Here is a 16972-nt window from a genome sequence, read left to right as displayed (position 1 = left end):
TAATATGCCTGATTAAATATAAAAACTTCTTTTATTTGTTTAAATACTTATAAAAGAAGTTTTTTGACATAATTGTAAAGGAGAATAATAAGGTATAATAATTACCTAAAATTAATTAATATGAAAATTTTTAAAAGAATATATTTAATTTTATTAATAGTAATAACACTAATAGCTATTGGAGTTTTACTTTATCCTAGTGTATCTAATTATATAAATAATAAATATGCAGTTAATACTATTTCAGAATATAAAAATAGTATTAAAAATACATCAGAAGATAGATTAAATGAGTTAGTTGAAAAATCACGTATTTATAATATAGATATAGCTAAAGGTATAACCCCTAAGGATAAATTTGAAAGTGGTTATATGCTTGGCTATATTGATATTCCAAAAATAAATGTTAAATTACCGATTTATGAGGGAACTAGTCAGGAGATATTGAAAAAGGGAGTTGGAGTTATAGAAGGAACTTCTATACCAATTGGAGGTGAAAATACTCATTCAGTATTGTCAGCTCATACAGGATTTACAACACAAAAATTATTTACTGATATTGATCAATTAAAGAAAGGAGATTTGTTTTATATAAATATATTTGATATGCGACTAACTTATGAGGTTGATGATATCAACATAGTAAAGCCAAATGACACAAGTAAAATCCGAATTTATCCTAATAAAGATTATGTTACTCTTTTAACATGCTATCCTTATGGAGTTAATACTAAAAGATTATTAGTTAGAGGAGAAAGAGTATTCCCCAAAGATGACAATTTAAATAAAATAGAGAATTCAATCAATCATAATAAGCTATCCTTTAATAAAAAATTGATTTTTATAGTGATAATATTAACTTTAATTTGTATCTTAATAACTATAATTGCAGCATTATTAAAAAGAAAAAATTAATGTTATTTTTTGAATTATAATTATTATTGGGTTTATAAAAAATTTCTTTAATATATTACAATCATAAATTATGAACGAAATAATAATATTATTATAATTGATAAATCTTTAAATTAAATAAATCCTGAAAGTTATTTAATAAAAAATGCTAAAGATAATACATACCTTTTAGCATTACCAAATAACCTTAATGGATATAATTATTTTGAAGTGTACATAGATAAACTAAATAGAAGTATTCATGTTTTTGATAGTCTAGAGAATAGAAAAGGTGGAACTAGTGCTATTAATAGCGCTGACGAAATATTAAAAATTAGAAAGCCTTTAAATCTAGACCTTGACTATAAGCTTGTAATATATTACCCAGATCATAGTATATTCAAAGCTTGTATAACAACTTATCATGAAAGGAAGGGCTTTAATAAAAATAGAGACTATGTAACCTATATACCTTTTCTGAAGAAAGCTGAATTATTTCTAAAAAACAGATTTTAAATATAGTTTTTATATAAAACTATACTATAATTAGGATATAGCTGTTTTATATAAAATTATTGAAAGGAGTCAAGTAAAATGGTGTATAGAACGTTATTAAATCCACAAATAGATTTTGTATTTAAAAAGATATTTGGTACTGAGAAAAATAAACCTATATTAATTAACTTTTTAAATGCAGTAATAAAACCAACAACTCCCATAAAAGATGTAGAAATCAAAAATAACGATATAGATAAAGACTTTATAGAAGATAAATTTAGTAGATTAGATGTAAAAGCTACAACTAGCAATAAGGAACATATAAATATTGAAATCCAAGTAAAGAATGAATATAACATGATACAAAGGACCTTATATTACTGGAGTAAGATGTATTCAGAACAAATACAAAGTAGAGATAACTACAGTAAGTTAGAAAGAACTGTTTGTATAAACATATTGAATTTTAAATACTTAAAAAATGATAAATATCATAATGCATATAGGCTAAAAGAAATAACTTCAAATGAAGAGCTTACAGACCTTCAAGAAATACATTTCATTGAGTTACCTAAATTTAATGAAATTGGCAATAAAGAGTATGTTGAAAATGTTGAAAAAATGGATGCTCTAGAAAAATGGTTAGAGTTCTTAGTTGAACCAGAAAGTAATACTGTAAGACAACTTGAACTAAGCAATGAAGAAATTAAACTAGCAAAATCTGAACTATACAGGCTTAGTATGGATAGTAAGGAAAGAGAACAGTATAACATGAGAGAAAAGGCTATATATGATAGAATATCTGCCTTAGAAAATGCTGAAGCTAAAGGAAAACTTGAAGGGACATTAGAGGTAGCAAAAAAACTTTTACTTGCTGATGTGGATATAAATATTATAATTTCATCAACTGGATTAACCAAAGAAGAAATTATAAAAGTTAAAAAAGATTATTAAATAAAATAAAAAAGATAGTTAATAATTTAAAATTATTAACTATCTTTATTTTTTTGTCAGTTAATCATTTTAAGTATTAATATACTAAAAAAATCTCACCCCAATTTTTAACTATAAAAGATTCTTTAACCTTTGATATCCAATCTAAAGCATATTAATTAATCAGTTTAAAATCATTACCTATATTACTATTTTCAACTCTACTACTTCTCATTACTTTTGCATCAATTTGAAGAGCTTGAGTACTATGTTCTTTTCTACTTAATCAATATTATCATAATCTTTAGGACTTATAAGTTTATCTATATAATTTAATCCTAGTGTATCTTATGTTAATTTTTTAAATTATTTACCCATTAAATACATATATTCAGCATATTGAGGAGTTCCAAGAGCAAATCCTCCAGCAACTTCATGAATCATACCAGTTACGTAGTTTGATTCATCACTTGCATAATATAATACAGTGTTTGCTATATCCTGAGGATCTCCAACACGATTAAGCGGTACATGTTTTACAAAAGATTCCCTAAATTCATCACTCATATTATTAAGTGCAGCTTTAGTTGCTATTAGCCCAGGTAATACTGCATTACACCTAATATTTTGCTTAGCATATTGAAGAGCTATATTTTGTGTTAATGAGTTTATTGCTGACTTTGATACGCAATAAGCCATTCTTGATAAGTCTGGTATAACAGAACCAACACTAGATATATTTATAATACTTCCACCACCATTTTTGATCATATAAGGTACTACTCTTTTACTAGTTAAATATACACTTTCAATATTTGTTTTTAATATATCAAAAAATGCATCTGTGTCTCCATCTACTAAGTTTCTATCTAATTTAACATTAGTCGAACCATAATTGTTTACTAGAATATCTATTTTACCTTCATTTTCATAAACAGTATCAATCATTTTAAAATAAGAATCTCTTTCTTTTGCATTGAAGTAAATAAATTTAGCTTGTCCTCCATCTTTTAAGATTTTTTCAATTGATCCTTCTTCTTCAATTCCAGCAATATAAACTAAAGCTCCATTCATTGCTAAAGTTTGAGCACAAGAAAATCCTATTCCCCTTGAAGCCGCAGTAACAATTGCAATTTTTCCATCTAATCTTTTCATTTTAAACCCTCCTAATAATTAGTTTTTTCTTTATAGTAAAAAGTATGTAAAAAGCATTATATTACTTTTTTACTGGAAACAAAAGGGATTATTTTGCAAAACAATCAATATAAGTAAAAAAATATATATAATTTTCAAATCACATATATAATAAAAACTTATTTGAATTTTTATACAATTAGCAAATCCAGATTGATTATTAGAATAATATACTAAATAAAAAACAAAAAAGCTCTAATTATTTTTTATGATTAAAGTTTTTTTGTTTCCTTAATTTTATGATATAAATTGAGTACAATACTATTATAAAACATTTACACAAAAAATAAAGAATTTTTGTAAACGTTTTCTAAGTTTAAAAAAATAGTTAGCTTAGAATTTCGTCAAAAAATGAAAAGGCGGTTTTTAAATTATGTTAATCCTGAAATAAATGAAACTCAATTACCAATATTCTATGGGTAACAATATAGCTTTGTTGATATTTTGAAAAATTATAGAACAATATTTAATAGGTATAATTCTAAATTTATATTTAGTGGTGATTATATTTTTAAATATTATAAAAAACTTAATGTTTAGATGATATATAAACTTAATATTTAAAGCTTAAGAGAAAACTTCTTTTGTTTAAAATTTAGCAAAAGGATTTTTTGTTATATTTATTTTTGATTATTCTTTTTCCAAGTATTTAATTGAGCTTGCATCTTTTTTTATTTCACCTATTCCGGATGATTCTAATTTTTTATTTAAATCATCTAATCCACGTATAGGATCTACAGAACCTGTGTATAAATATTTTTCAAATTCTTGTAAAACAGTATTTACAGCAGAAATTTGATTTGAGACCTTTTCAGTATTAAATTTAAATCCTAATATAGGAGAAATTTTTGCTGAATTATTTCTAAAAAACAGATTTTAAATATAGTTTTTATATAAAACTATACTATAATTAGGATATAGCTGTTTTATATAAAATTATTGAAAGGAGTCAAGTAAAATGGTGTATAGAACGTTATTAAATCCACAAATAGATTTTGTATTTAAAAAGATTTTTGGTACTGAGAAAAATAAACCTATATTAATTAACTTTTTAAATGCAGTAATAAAACCAACAACTCCCATAAAAGATGTAGAAATCAAAAATAACGATATAGATAAAGACTTTATAGAAGATAAATTTAGTAGATTAGATGTAAAAGCTACAACTAGCAATAAGGAACATATAAATATTGAAATCCAGGTAAAGAATGAATATAACATGATACAAAGGACCTTATATTATTGGAGTAAAATGTATTCAGAACAAATACAAAATAGAGATAACTATAGTAAGTTAGAAAGAACTGTTTGTATAAACATCTTAAATTTTAAATACTTAAAAAATGATAAATATCATAATGCATATAGGCTAAAAGAAATAACTTCAAATGAAGAGCTGACAGATCTTCAAGAAATACATTTCATTGAGTTACCTAAGTTTAATGAAATAGGTAATAAAGAGTATGTTGAAAATGTTGAGAAAATGGATGCTCTAGAAAAATGGTTAGAGTTCTTAGTTGAACCAGAAAGTAATACTGTAAGGCAATTAGAACTAAGCAATGAAGAAATCAAACTAGCAAAATCTGAACTATATAGACTTAGTATGGATAGTAAGGAAAGAGAACAGTATAACATGAGAGAAAAGGCTATATATGATAGAATATCTGCCTTAGAAAATGCTGAAGCTAAAGGAAAAAGAGAAGGTAGACTAGAAGGAAAGTTAGAAGGAAAATTAGAAGGAAAATTAGAAAGTAAATTAGAAGTTGTAAGAGAATCCTTAAGCCAAGGATTAGAAATATCATTAATTTCAAAAATAACTGGATTAAGTGAAGAAGAAATATTAAAAATAAAAAAAGATTTTTAATAAAGTAGGAAATAGTATGAATATAATTATAATATGTGCTATTATAGGTGGATTAATGGGATACTTCTATATGAATAAAAAGCTTGAGAAAAAAATAAATAATTAATAATATTTTTGTTATAACTAAAAAAGACTCTATAATTTAGAGTCTTTTTTGATTTTAATTAAAATATTTAAATAATTAGCTCCAATTAAACCATTCACAATTTTTACTAAAATATGAAATAATTTTAATATTACATTATTTATATTATTAAATTATTTTTAAATATTTAACAAATAGTTAAAATATTGTAAAATAGCTTCATAAATATATATATTTATAGAAAAAAAGTAATAAAATGGGGTGTTAAAATGAAAGGTATTGAAATCTTTTTTGAAGAAGTTGAAAATGAAGAATTAGAAGAATGTATGGTGACTGTTTCTAAATCACATGGTCATTAATTTTAACTTAAAAATAATAAGCTCATATTATGAGCTTATTATTTTATATTAGGAGAAGTTTTATGAATAAATATATTGAAAAATATATAAAATTTTTTAAGCATGAGAATTATAATATATCTTTAATTATTAAAATAAATATACTATTTCTATTATTTTTTATGAGTTATGATAGTATGACTGTTACAATACCATTATATATAACTAATTTAAATGTTGGTGTTTCTTATTATGGAACCATAATGGCAATAACATTGATAATTAGGGGACTTATAGCAATACCTATAAGTCACTTAGAAATAAGTAATAAGTTTAAAATATTAAATTTTGTAATGTTAATTAACCTACTAACATTGATAATACTTATGTTGGTAGAAAATTTTATATTAACATTTTTAGGATTTATTGTTTTTTTAAGCTCAGTAAGTGTATTAAATGTAATTGTAAATCCAATTTTAGCAAGTATTTCTCCAAAAGATAATTATGGAATATCTTTTGGAATAAGAGATATTTTTCTTTTTTCAGGATCTGCAATAGGATTATTTATAACTGGTATAATAAAAAAATTTAGTGACTATCAAAATATTTTTTTATTTAATCTAATATTATTAATCTTTATAATTATTTTAATTTTTATAATAAAAAGAGATTTTGAAAATTTAAATTTCTATAAAGAAAAATCTAAATCTTTAAATGAAAATAACTCAAGTAAACAAAATTTAAATATTAAAGAAAAGTTAAAAAAGAACTTAAGTTTTATAAAAAATGACAAAAATTTTATTTATTATTGTATTGTTTGTTCATTATTGACAATTGCAACTACTGGATTAACATATATTCCTTTAATAGCTAAAGAATATAATATAAGTGAACAAAATATATACAATACAATGTCTACTTCATTAATAATATCAGCTTTACTATCAATATTAGGTGGAAAAATAATTGATAAAAATAACAAGAAAAAAGTTTATCTTTTATACATTTTTATGTTGTTTGTTAGTTATATATGTTTGGGATTAAATAATAAAGGTTTATTTTTATTAGGAATGTTTATTTATAGCTTAACAGTTGCACTAGATAATATTTCTCAAGTTTATTTTTTTTCAATATTTGAAAACAATGTTGCTGATAAATATTTTGGTATCATAAGCTCTTTAACATTAATTATAGGAAGTATATCTAGACAAATTTCCGGATATATATGGGATATTAACTTTAATTATATAATTCAAATTTCTACTTTATTAATGTTTATAACTTTAATAATAAGTTATTTTAAATTAAATGAAATAAAGGAGAATGGTTAAGATTATGAAAATTTGTGAAGATATTCAAAACAATATATTTAGTTATATAGAAAATAAACATAAATTTAAAGATAGAAGTATAGAAAAAATTTTTATTGATACTTATAAAGCAAAAATATTAAATAAAGTTCCTGAAAATAAAATAAGACCTTTATGGGTAGGTTTTAAAATAACACCTATATGCAATATGAAATGTGAACATTGCTGGGCTGATCTTAAAGGTAAAGAATATTCTTTAGATAATATAAAAAAAGCATTAGATAAGCTTAGTGAAATTCAAATATTACATTTAACATTAAGTGGTGGTGAGCCATTTATTAGAAATGATTGGGAAGAAATTTTCTCTTATGCTAAAGAAAAAAGAATGTGTTTAGAAATATTTACAAATGGCTCTTTAATTAATGAGGACATATGTAAAAAGTTAAATAAAATATTAGATAAGAATGTAGATACTATTCAAATAAGTTTAGATGGTTCAAATAAAGAGTATTATTTAATGCAAAGAAAAAAAGATTGTTTTGAAAAAGTAATAAACTCAATAAAATTATTAAAAAAATTTGGTTTTACAGTAAGAGTAAATTTTACTGCTACAAATTTAAATCAATCTGAGATATTCAATACATTTAAACTTTGTAATATTTTGAATGTAGATACTTTTAGTATAAGTCACGTATATGACCTTAACAAAGGTAAATCTCTATATGATAAAGTAAATTTCAAAGAATATTTAGAAGAAATTAATTTATGTATTATAAACGCTTCAGAATTTATAACTGATTTAAAATTATTTATCCCAGTTGAATTTTTTTCACTTACTGCAACTAAGGTAGAAAAAAAAGAACTTAAAATTAAAGATAAAAATATTTTTTTAAATTGGTTTATTAATTCTAATGGGGATATATATCCTGATGTAACATTAGAATTAGACGATTTTTTCATAGGAAATATATATTCTAATTCTTTAAATGATATATATTTAAAATTAGAAAATTTAAGCACTAAACTTTTAGAAAGAAATCTTAGTAATGTTAAATGCTCTCATTGTAGTAATGCATTAATTTGCAAGGGGGGAGATTCTGGTAGAACTTATAAAGAATATAAAAGTTTTAATATGGCTGATCCTAAGTGTACTTTTAATCAACAATAAAAAGGGGAAACATTATGAATATTGAGAATTTAGAAAAATATTATAAAGGTTTTAATTTATTAAGTAGAAAAAAGGAAATTGATTTTGAGTCATATATTTTTAATGAAATGAAAAAAAATAATATAGAAAAACTCGATTATCCTATATTAATAGGGATAAAAATTACTGATAAGTGTAATTTTTCATGTAAGCATTGTTTTAGTAATAATTCTAATTTTAATGAAATTTCATCAAATTTAGTTGATAATATAATAAATAATTTTTTAAAAGAAAATCATCCGTATAAGATATATCTTACAGGAGGCGAACCTTTTTTAAATAAAAATATTTTTAATATTATTCAAAAATTAAAGCCATATTGCAAAATATTTTCTATACATTCTAATGCATCATTAATTACTAATGATCTTGCCAAGAAACTATCTAATATTTTAGATAAAAATGATTATGTACAAGTTAGTTTAGATGGATATAATAAAGAAACTTTTAAATCAACTCGAAATTGTGATAAATTTGATGATGTTATTAGAGGAATAAAAAATTTAATAAATAATAATATAAAAGTTAGAATTAATACTGTTGTAACAAATAAAAATTTAAATTTTTTAGAAAGAATTTATGATTTAGCCATTAAATTAGATGTAGAAACTATATCATTTTCTCCATTATTAGACTGTAAAAAAGTTAAGGTGGTCTATTTACCTAGTGATATGGCTATCTTAAAAAAATTTGATGCTATACTTGAAAAATACTTTTCTAGTGAAGGAAAAGTTAAAATAATACAAGATCCTATAGCTGTTCCTTGGGGAAATCCTATTCTTAAAAATTTAGTTAAAGAAAGTGAATTTGTATGTCCTGCTGGCAAAACGGCATTGGAGATTAATCATGATGGAACAATTTACCCATGTCCATATATGTATGATAACAAATTTAACATGGGAAATTTAAAAAATTCAAGTTTAAAAGAAATTTGGACAAATAATAGATGGACGTTATTAAGAAAAAATTTTTGGTCAGATAACTCCAAATGTATTAATTGTGATAGTTACCAAAAATGTAAAAGTGGGTGTTTAGCTGCAGCACAATTAAGTGATATTGAATTTGATCCACGTTGCGAACATAATTAAAATTTTTATTTGAGGTGATTTATGGTTGTTTCAAAAAATATATATTATAGGTTTGAAAGTGAAATAAATAATGGAACTCTTTATATTTTTGATATTATTAAACAAAAAATAATTAAATCTAATTATTTTTCATATTTAATAATAAGTAATATAGATAAAAATAAATCTTATTCAGAAATTATAGCTATAATTTCTGAAGTTTTTAAAGATTATTCAAAAAATGAAATAGAAGGTTTACTAAATCAAGGTATTGAATATTTAAAAAAATATGAAGTTTTAGAATAATTATAATTACTTAATAAAAGATGCTAAATATAATATATCCTTTAATATTACCTAATAACTTTAATGAATATAATTACTTTTAAGTATACATAGGTAAACTAAATGGAAATATCCATATTTTTGATAGTTTATAAAAGTTCACCTTTATAAACTTTATTTAATTTATTTATTTTTCGTTTTTAAATGTATATAATTTTATTTTTAAACGTTTATTAAAATCTATTGATTTTAATAAACGTTTTTTCTATACTTAAAGTAATAATTTAAATATGGAGTGATAAAAATGCGTTATAAGTTGACTTATGTATATGGTGACTCAGATCAAAAATTTACTCAAACCTTTAGCAGTAAAGTTCTTATGGAAAGTTATATTGAAACAGGTAAGGATAAAGATTTACGGGTAATTAATATAGAAAGTAGTAAACTCTATGGCTATGCAAGGGTAAGCTCTAAAGAGCAAAATTTAGATAGACAAATAGAAGCCTTAAAGGAGTATGGTGTAAATGAAAGAGACATAATAACTGATAAGCAAAGTGGAAAAGACTTTAATAGAGAAGGATATAAAACACTTAAAGAGCAGCTATTAAGAAGTGGTGATGTTTTAGTTATAAAAGAGCTAGATAGACTAGGTAGAAATATGGCACAAATTAAAGAAGAATGGAATGATCTGCAGGCAAAAGAGATAAATATAGTTGTTATTGATACACCTATACTAAATACTGAAGGTAAAAGTAATTTAGAAAAAACCTTAATATCAAATATAGTATTTGAATTATTAAGCTATATGGCTGAAAAAGAAAGAGTAAAGATTAAGCAAAGACAAGCAGAAGGTATTGCTAATGCAAAGGCTAAGGGAAAACATTTAGGTAGGCCAAGAGTAGAATATCCAGGTAATTTTAAAGAAGTATATGACAAATGGAAAGCTAAAAAAATCACTGGTGTAAAAGCTATGGAACTAATGAATTTAAAGAAAAATTCTTTTTATAACTTAATAAAAAAATATGAAATTGAAAAATAAGAAAATTAAGGTAATTTTATATGTTTTCAAATAAAAAGCTTAGAAACTTATTTAGTAATTGGTTAATTCCAATAATTTTAGCAATTTTACTTGCTGTAATTATCAATAAATTATTTTATACAAAATAGTAGTTCCTAGCCAATTAATGTCCCCAACATTAAAAGTTGGAAATCAACTATTTGTTACGAAAGTTTATAATACTTCAAATATAAAGAAAGGAGATATTTTAGTCTTTAATTCTGCAAGAAAAAATAAGGTTAATATTTTTTATTAACCTTATTTTTTCTTGCAGAATATAAAACCCAATTAATATTACTTATAATAACTAATATTATAAGTAAAGGAATCCATAAAAATTTAGGAATCATTATTAACATAATAAATCCTATAACCCAAATTATTATTGAATATATCAAATATCTAAGAAATAGTTTCAAATAATCACCTACTTAAAATTAAATTTATTATTAATTTAATTAATCTAAAAATCAATCTTTCTAATATTATAATCTTCCTTTTGATAAATTAACATAATTCTAGATAATAATTCTTAAAAAGTATCTTTATTTAAAAAATGTTAAAAATTTGATAAAATAGAATTGTAAAAAAAATTCAGGGGGGAAACCAAATGAAAAAATTAATAGTAAAAAGTACAATGATGCTTTTATTTTCTTGCTTATTATGTTTAGGAATACAGTTACCTAATACAGTTAAAGCAAATGAAGTGAATAAATACCAATCTGTAATGGTACAGTATTTAGAAGCTTTTAAAAATTATGATATTGATACGATAGTAGATATTTCTAAAGATAGTAGAACTGTTACTAAAGAAGAATATAAAAACATGTTAATGGAATTTAAATATGATCCTAACCAAAAACTTAAATCATATGAAATAACAGGTTCAAGAAAAATTGATAATGGTGAAATTTTTTCTGTGAAAACAGAGTTTTTAAATGGTGCTATATACAATATGGAATTTACAGTATCATATATTGATAATAAATTAATGGTAAGTAATATGAATAGAATATCAATAGTAAATGAAGGTAAATGTATTCCTACACCAAGTTTCAGAACTCAAGTTTGTACATGGGATGACGAATTAAGTCAATATATTGGAGACGCTGTTAGTTTTACACGTTCTAGTAAATTTCAATATAGTTCTAATACGATTACATTAAACTTTAGACAATATGCAACTTCTGGATCAAGATCCTTAAAGGTAAAATACAGTGTAGTAGACCATTGGATGTGGGGGGATGACATTAGAGCTTCTCAATGGGTATATGGTGAAAATCCGGATTATGCTAGACAGATAAAATTATATCTAGGTTCAGGAGAAACTTTCAAAAATTATAGAATTAAAGTAGAAAATTATACTCCAGCATCGATTAAAGTATTTGGTGAGGGTTATTGTTATTAAAAAAATGAGGCTACGCCTCATTTTTTCTTTTGATTTTTAATATTTTAATAATATAAAAACCTAGAATGGATGATATTATTCTAAAAATTGTTAAATCAAAATTAAAAGAATAAAAATGTAACAATGAAATAATAACATTAAATAATAAAAAAATAATTAAACTTGGTTTTAGAGAATTATATTTATTTATAACAATAGGTATTAAAATACCAAAAGGTATAAATAATAATAGAATAAATAATTGATCTAATACAAATACATTATCTAATAACGGTTTATTACTATTAAATAAATTATATAAAAATTTAAAAGGTAAATATGCACCTTTTGATAAATAGCCACCACCATTAGTAGTATTGGAAATACAAATTAAAATAAATATAGTATATATTCCTAGAAATAAAGATGATAAAATCCTAGTATTTATTAGATTTGCTTTAAGATAAGACTCTTTAGTAGAATTTATAAGTTCATCTATCTGAAGAGTGTTAATTACTTTCTCATTAGCTTCTTTTTCAGAAAAACCTTCATTTAAAAAATCCTTTTTCATTTCTTCTGCGGTATCAAGTAACTCTAATTTTAATTCTGATAATTCTCTAGATGAAATATCTAATTTCCTTAATTTTTTATTTAAAAGTCTTTTCAATGTCATATTTTATTCCTCCTTAATATTTTCTATTAAATTAGATATAAGATAAAAGTCTTTAAGTTTTAAATTTAATTCAATTAAACCAGCTTCAGTAATTTTATAATATTTTCTTTTTTTCTTTGAACTATTAGTTTCAATGAAATAATCTTGTATTAAATTTTTTTCTTTTAATCTTTTAAGTGCTGGATATAAAGTTCCTTCCCCTAATATTAAAACATTATCAGTTATGTTTTTAATTTCTTTAGATATCTCATATCCATACATATCTTTATTCTTTAATAAAGATAGTAAAATTATTTCTAATGAACCTTTTAATATCTCTCTATCCAAAAAATCAACTCCCTTTAAGTTAATTTAGTGTTCTATAATTTAATTTTACGAAAACATACATTGCTTTACAAGGTATTAATTAAAAAATATATTATATTTTTTAATTAATTTCAGAAAATACTTAAAGTATTATAATTTATATAAAAAAGTTAAAGCAAAAAGCTTTAACTTTTTTATTTCTGAGTTATAATGTGAGTAAAAATATTGAGAGGTGTATTAAGTATGAATTTAGTTAAAACAAGAGATGATTTAGAAAGAGAAGCTCCTAGACTAAAAAAAGAGTGGATACAAAAAATTGATAGTATAGATGATGCAAATAGAAAATATGTATTAGTTTTTGAGGATCTAGTATTCGAGGCAGACCATGAACAGGATATTACTTCAAGACTAATAAGAGATTATATAGAAACTGATGATAGAAATATGCAGCTTCTATTTAGAATTGACTTTGCAAGAGCTTTAAGTATGTATAGCATAATGAATGGAATTAATGTTGAAGTTTATAATAACGGTAAAAAAGTAAGAGATAACTATGCTGTATCTGAAGATGATCCGGATTATGAAAAGGACTATGAAATTCCTGATGTAATCCTGGATGTATTTGATGAATTTACTCTTTTTAAGGGCCTTAATGAACTTAAGTATGCTAAAATATACTATAAGTCTGATGATGGAAAGTACAAGCTATTTTAATATAAATTAAAATAAAGAAGTAGCTTTAAGTAATAAAAAGCTGCTTCTTTTTTATAAGGTGAACATATGAAAAAAAGAGAACAAATATATACATTTTTAATAGATTTTATAAAAGAAAAAGGATATCAACCTACGGTTAGAGAAATTGCTCATGCAGTAAATTTAAAGTCATCGTCTTCTGTTTATAGACATTTAGAAATGTTAGAAAAAGATGGGCTCATAATACTCGGAAAAAGTGAGCAGAGAGGTAGAAAAAGAAGTATTCATATTATTGATTTAAACAAAAAGATTAAAAAAAATGTATCAGAAGAAACTATTAAAAATTTAATTAAATTTTCAAAAAAACAAGTTAATACTAATAATGATGTATTTCCCAAGAAAGTTACTAATGATTATATAGTAACTGTAGATAATATATTTCCTGATGACATTATTATTGTTGAGAAAGTAAATTCTCTAGAAAAGGATAGTATAGGATTATTATTATTTGAAAATCATACCTTTATAAAAAAAATATTTTCAGATTATGAAAAGGTATATGATACTGATCCTGTAGTTTTAGGGAAGATTATTGGTGTTTATAGAGATTTTTTCTGATATTACTTGAAAAAACATAAAAGAAACGTTAAAATAGGTTAACAATATTAAAATTTACTGTAATAATGTATTAGAAACTTTCGAGTTTATCAGTCACTAGTTAAACCAGTATTAACTATTAAATTAATTGCAAACTTAATTTGATCTGTATATCTATTAACACAAAAAAGATTATCTCTTTAATTTTAGAGATAATCTTTTTTGTGTTTAGAATTAACCAAGAATATTATACAATTTAATTATATCCTATACTCATAGTAATTATAAATTGGGGTGAGAAAATTTATGAGATTATCAGAAGAAGATAAGAAATGTATCAAAATTCTTTATAGAAATGGCTTAAATGTAAAAGAAATTGAAAAATTATTAAATAATGACTTTTCTAAAGATGCTATTCAAAAACATATATATAGACATTTAAATGAATTTAGGAATGAACATATTATAAATAGAGCCTTAAATAAAAATAAATTAAAGAAAGAATTTAAAAATATTATTAAGAATAATTTTTAATAAAGGATTTTCCATAATTTTCAAGAATATTATTTATATATTCTTAAATTAGGGGGAGTTAAGATATGAAAACAGCTCAAGAAGTAGCCAATGAATTAGATTTAACCAGGACTGAAGTTTATAATTTGCTTAGAAAAAAAAGATTTTCTCCATTAGTTAAAAAGAACGGTGGTCAAGTAGCTATAAGCAATGAACTTTTCAAATTATTAGAAGAAGAAATTAAAAGTAAAAGAAATAATATTAAACAAGAAGATAATAAAAATATAGATATAAAACAAGAAGATAAATTATTAGAAGAAAAAAATACTATATCTGATATAAAAACTGAAGAAAGTCCTGATTTTAATACTATAGAAGTTCTACAAAATCAAATAAAATTAAAAGATAATCAAATAACTATTCTAAATAGTGTTATAACTAATAATTTAAATAGAATAAAGGATCTTGAAGAAAAACAACAAGATTATAAAAATTTATCTGAAGAAATTAAAATATTGAAAGTTACTTTAGATGATTTAAGTAAGATAAAAAACAAAAGAAAGATTTTAGGATTATTTTGAATATTTAAATATAGTTATTAAAATAAAAATAAGGGGCTATTTGCCCCCCATATTCATGAAATTTTCCATTGCTAACCTTTGCTTTTTTTCTTTTTCACTTTCTTTAATTTCATCTGTTTCATATATCATTTTTTTAGTATCAGTATTAATAGTTATATTATTATTTTTAAGGACACTTACTAACTCTTTTAATTGTTCAGCTATTTCACTATTATCATTTAATTCTTTTAATGATGAACCTGATCTCATATCTTTTCTTATAAGTAATTTTACATATGAACCAAATGATACACCAAGTTCATCAATATAATCTAAAATCTCCTTATCTGATTTAGTATCTGGATTAAATGATATTGGTTTTAATTCTCTAGCCATTATTTTAATATTTCTGCTGCTTTCTGATAAATTTTTGAGTTAGTATATTGACTATTAGGTAAAACTGATACTCCATCCCTGTCTTTTCCAAAAGCATCTTTCCAATATTCTTCTGTTGCAATAGCACCCCCACCAAATATTTGTATTTTATTTGCTTGTGGAACATCACAAATATCATAAACATTTGATACTATCGCTGAAACATATTTAGATATCATCTGTTTTGTATCTGTTATATCAACAACTTTACCATCTATTGTTATAGTATCTTCTCCAAAGTTAGCCTCAATATAAGCTGGTGTAACTACTCCCCTACTAGTGTTTTTAATATGATTTGCTATATCCCTATATAACTTATTAAAACTCTTTGTTATAGTATCATAGGATATTGGTATTAAATTATCCCATTGAGTTATGTTTACTGTACCTGCTCCTAAATCTATAGTTATTATATTATCTGTATCCATACAGTCTAATACATATGCTCCTTCTGCAAAAACACGTGCATTATTTATTTTAATAATTTTATCTTGTCCATTTATAGTTATTTTTATGCTATCTTTTTCAGTAAGTTCATTTAATTTTTTTTCTAGTAAAACTTTAGTCTCACTCATAAAATATATTATAGGTAATCCTACACAAATATTAGCATCTATAACTATATCTTTGCTACTAAGCCCAATAGCTGTCAATAAACATATCTCGTAATCTAATCCAAAGTATCTATCTGGTGAAGTGAATACTTCCCCATCTCCTACAATATATGTAGTACCTTTATATCCTACTTCATGTATATCTTTTGGCTTTTCCCCTAGTCCAGCTAAACTTGCTAATCTTCCTACTTTAGTTTTACTAGCAAATTTACTTCCTTTAAATTTTGTATACCCATTACCTAAATCTATTCCCAATTTTAGCATTTTAATGCTCCTTTCAAAATTAATTATCTTTTATAAATTTAGTATATACTAGATATATACTAAAAACAACTTTTCAACCATGTATATACTGAGTTTATACTGATTTTTCTTCAGAATACTATTATTCTCTTTAATTTTCTCACTTTTGTATATACTGAATATATACAAAATATAATTATATATACTCAGTATATATAA

General features: G+C 23.0%; 21 protein-coding genes. 15 read left to right on the top strand and 6 right to left on the bottom strand.

Annotated features, from left to right (window positions below; genetic code table 11):
- Nucleotides 1–120 precede the first annotated feature (120 nt).
- The 3 genes from GOM42_RS15465 to GOM42_RS15455 all read left to right on the top strand — a co-directional run bounded on the left by GOM42_RS15465 (nt 121) and on the right by GOM42_RS15455 (nt 2346).
- Nucleotides 121–915, top strand: coding sequence for a class C sortase (locus GOM42_RS15465; RefSeq protein WP_015141726.1), 795 nt, complete (start codon nt 121–123; stop codon nt 913–915).
- Between the two features lie 210 nt (nt 916–1125).
- Nucleotides 1126–1410 carry a hypothetical protein gene (locus tag GOM42_RS15460; RefSeq protein ID WP_015141727.1) on the top strand — a complete coding sequence of 95 codons (285 nt, stop codon included), beginning with the start codon at nt 1126–1128 and terminating at the stop codon, nt 1408–1410.
- A gap of 78 nt (nt 1411–1488) precedes the next feature.
- Entirely contained in the window at nt 1489–2346 is an 858-nt protein-coding gene (locus tag GOM42_RS15455) for an Rpn family recombination-promoting nuclease/putative transposase (RefSeq protein ID WP_078210030.1), read from the top strand.
- Between the two features lie 345 nt (nt 2347–2691).
- Here the strand turns inward: GOM42_RS15455 and GOM42_RS15450 are convergent, their stop codons facing one another.
- Both GOM42_RS15450 and GOM42_RS15445 read right to left on the bottom strand, forming a co-directional pair.
- A complete protein-coding gene (locus GOM42_RS15450) occupies nt 2692–3480 on the bottom strand; it encodes an SDR family oxidoreductase (RefSeq protein WP_078210031.1) in 789 nt (262 codons plus the stop codon).
- A 669-nt stretch (nt 3481–4149) separates the two neighbouring features.
- Nucleotides 4150–4314, bottom strand: coding sequence for a DUF3502 domain-containing protein (locus tag GOM42_RS15445; RefSeq protein WP_340638027.1), 165 nt, complete (start codon nt 4312–4314; stop codon nt 4150–4152).
- Nucleotides 4315–4477: 163 nt separating this feature from the next.
- Between GOM42_RS15445 and GOM42_RS15440 the strand changes: the two genes are divergently transcribed.
- From GOM42_RS15440 to cpb2, 8 genes are all read left to right on the top strand, one after another.
- The gene (locus GOM42_RS15440) at nt 4478–5383 is read left to right on the top strand and encodes an Rpn family recombination-promoting nuclease/putative transposase (RefSeq protein WP_110003786.1); all 906 of its coding nucleotides are present in this window, start codon (nt 4478–4480) and stop codon (nt 5381–5383) included.
- Nucleotides 5384–5889: 506 nt separating this feature from the next.
- Entirely contained in the window at nt 5890–7137 is a 1248-nt protein-coding gene (locus GOM42_RS15435; protein ID WP_057232787.1) for an MFS transporter, read from the top strand.
- A gap of 4 nt (nt 7138–7141) precedes the next feature.
- On the top strand, nt 7142–8284 hold the full coding sequence (locus GOM42_RS15430) for a radical SAM protein (RefSeq protein WP_158003147.1): 1143 nt from the start codon (nt 7142–7144) through the stop codon (nt 8282–8284).
- Nucleotides 8285–8298: 14 nt separating this feature from the next.
- Nucleotides 8299–9411 (top strand): radical SAM protein, encoded by a 1113-nt coding sequence (locus GOM42_RS15425; RefSeq protein ID WP_057232791.1) that lies wholly within the window; start codon nt 8299–8301, stop codon nt 9409–9411.
- Between the two features lie 21 nt (nt 9412–9432).
- Nucleotides 9433–9696, top strand: coding sequence for a hypothetical protein (locus GOM42_RS15420; protein WP_003463900.1), 264 nt, complete (start codon nt 9433–9435; stop codon nt 9694–9696).
- Between the two features lie 283 nt (nt 9697–9979).
- On the top strand, nt 9980–10714 hold the full coding sequence (locus GOM42_RS15415; protein WP_004456836.1) for a recombinase family protein: 735 nt from the start codon (nt 9980–9982) through the stop codon (nt 10712–10714).
- A gap of 145 nt (nt 10715–10859) precedes the next feature.
- Complete coding sequence (locus GOM42_RS15410; protein WP_015060578.1) at nt 10860–10988, top strand: S26 family signal peptidase; 129 nt, start codon at nt 10860–10862, stop codon at nt 10986–10988.
- Nucleotides 10989–11342: 354 nt separating this feature from the next.
- A complete protein-coding gene (cpb2, locus tag GOM42_RS15405; protein WP_015060579.1) occupies nt 11343–12140 on the top strand; it encodes a beta-2 toxin CPB2 in 798 nt (265 codons plus the stop codon).
- Nucleotides 12141–12150: 10 nt separating this feature from the next.
- Here cpb2 and GOM42_RS15400 read toward each other — a convergent pair whose 3' ends face one another.
- Nucleotides 12151–12792, bottom strand: a complete 642-nt coding sequence (locus GOM42_RS15400) for a hypothetical protein (RefSeq protein WP_003458857.1) — start codon at nt 12790–12792, stop codon at nt 12151–12153.
- Between the two features lie 3 nt (nt 12793–12795).
- On the bottom strand, nt 12796–13119 hold the full coding sequence (locus GOM42_RS15395; protein ID WP_003464376.1) for a PadR family transcriptional regulator: 324 nt from the start codon (nt 13117–13119) through the stop codon (nt 12796–12798).
- A 222-nt stretch (nt 13120–13341) separates the two neighbouring features.
- Here GOM42_RS15395 and GOM42_RS15390 point away from each other — a divergent pair, with 222 nt between their 5' ends.
- From GOM42_RS15390 to GOM42_RS15375, 4 genes are all read left to right on the top strand, one after another.
- Nucleotides 13342–13812 (top strand): hypothetical protein, encoded by a 471-nt coding sequence (locus GOM42_RS15390; protein WP_015060512.1) that lies wholly within the window; start codon nt 13342–13344, stop codon nt 13810–13812.
- Nucleotides 13813–13878: 66 nt separating this feature from the next.
- On the top strand, nt 13879–14409 hold the full coding sequence (locus GOM42_RS15385; RefSeq protein ID WP_015060513.1) for a transcriptional regulator: 531 nt from the start codon (nt 13879–13881) through the stop codon (nt 14407–14409).
- Nucleotides 14410–14694: 285 nt separating this feature from the next.
- On the top strand, nt 14695–14922 hold the full coding sequence (locus tag GOM42_RS15380) for a hypothetical protein (RefSeq protein WP_003474956.1): 228 nt from the start codon (nt 14695–14697) through the stop codon (nt 14920–14922).
- 65 nt (nt 14923–14987) lie between these two features.
- Nucleotides 14988–15482 carry a hypothetical protein gene (locus GOM42_RS15375; RefSeq protein ID WP_057258420.1) on the top strand — a complete coding sequence of 165 codons (495 nt, stop codon included), beginning with the start codon at nt 14988–14990 and terminating at the stop codon, nt 15480–15482.
- Between the two features lie 36 nt (nt 15483–15518).
- Here the strand turns inward: GOM42_RS15375 and GOM42_RS15370 are convergent, their stop codons facing one another.
- Nucleotides 15519–15857 carry a hypothetical protein gene (locus GOM42_RS15370; RefSeq protein WP_003474957.1) on the bottom strand — a complete coding sequence of 113 codons (339 nt, stop codon included), beginning with the start codon at nt 15855–15857 and terminating at the stop codon, nt 15519–15521.
- On the bottom strand, nt 15857–16774 hold the full coding sequence (locus tag GOM42_RS15365; RefSeq protein ID WP_015060515.1) for a ParM/StbA family protein: 918 nt from the start codon (nt 16772–16774) through the stop codon (nt 15857–15859). Before GOM42_RS15365 ends, GOM42_RS15370 begins: the two co-directional genes overlap by 1 nt.
- Nucleotides 16775–16972 lie beyond the last annotated feature (198 nt).

This window comes from Clostridium sp. 16K-1-R1 (genome assembly GCF_023921145.1).
Classification (GTDB): domain Bacteria; phylum Bacillota; class Clostridia; order Clostridiales; family Clostridiaceae; genus Sarcina; species Sarcina perfringens.
The sequence above is the reverse complement of the archived record's forward strand: the minus strand, read 5'-3'. Positions and strand labels throughout refer to the sequence as shown.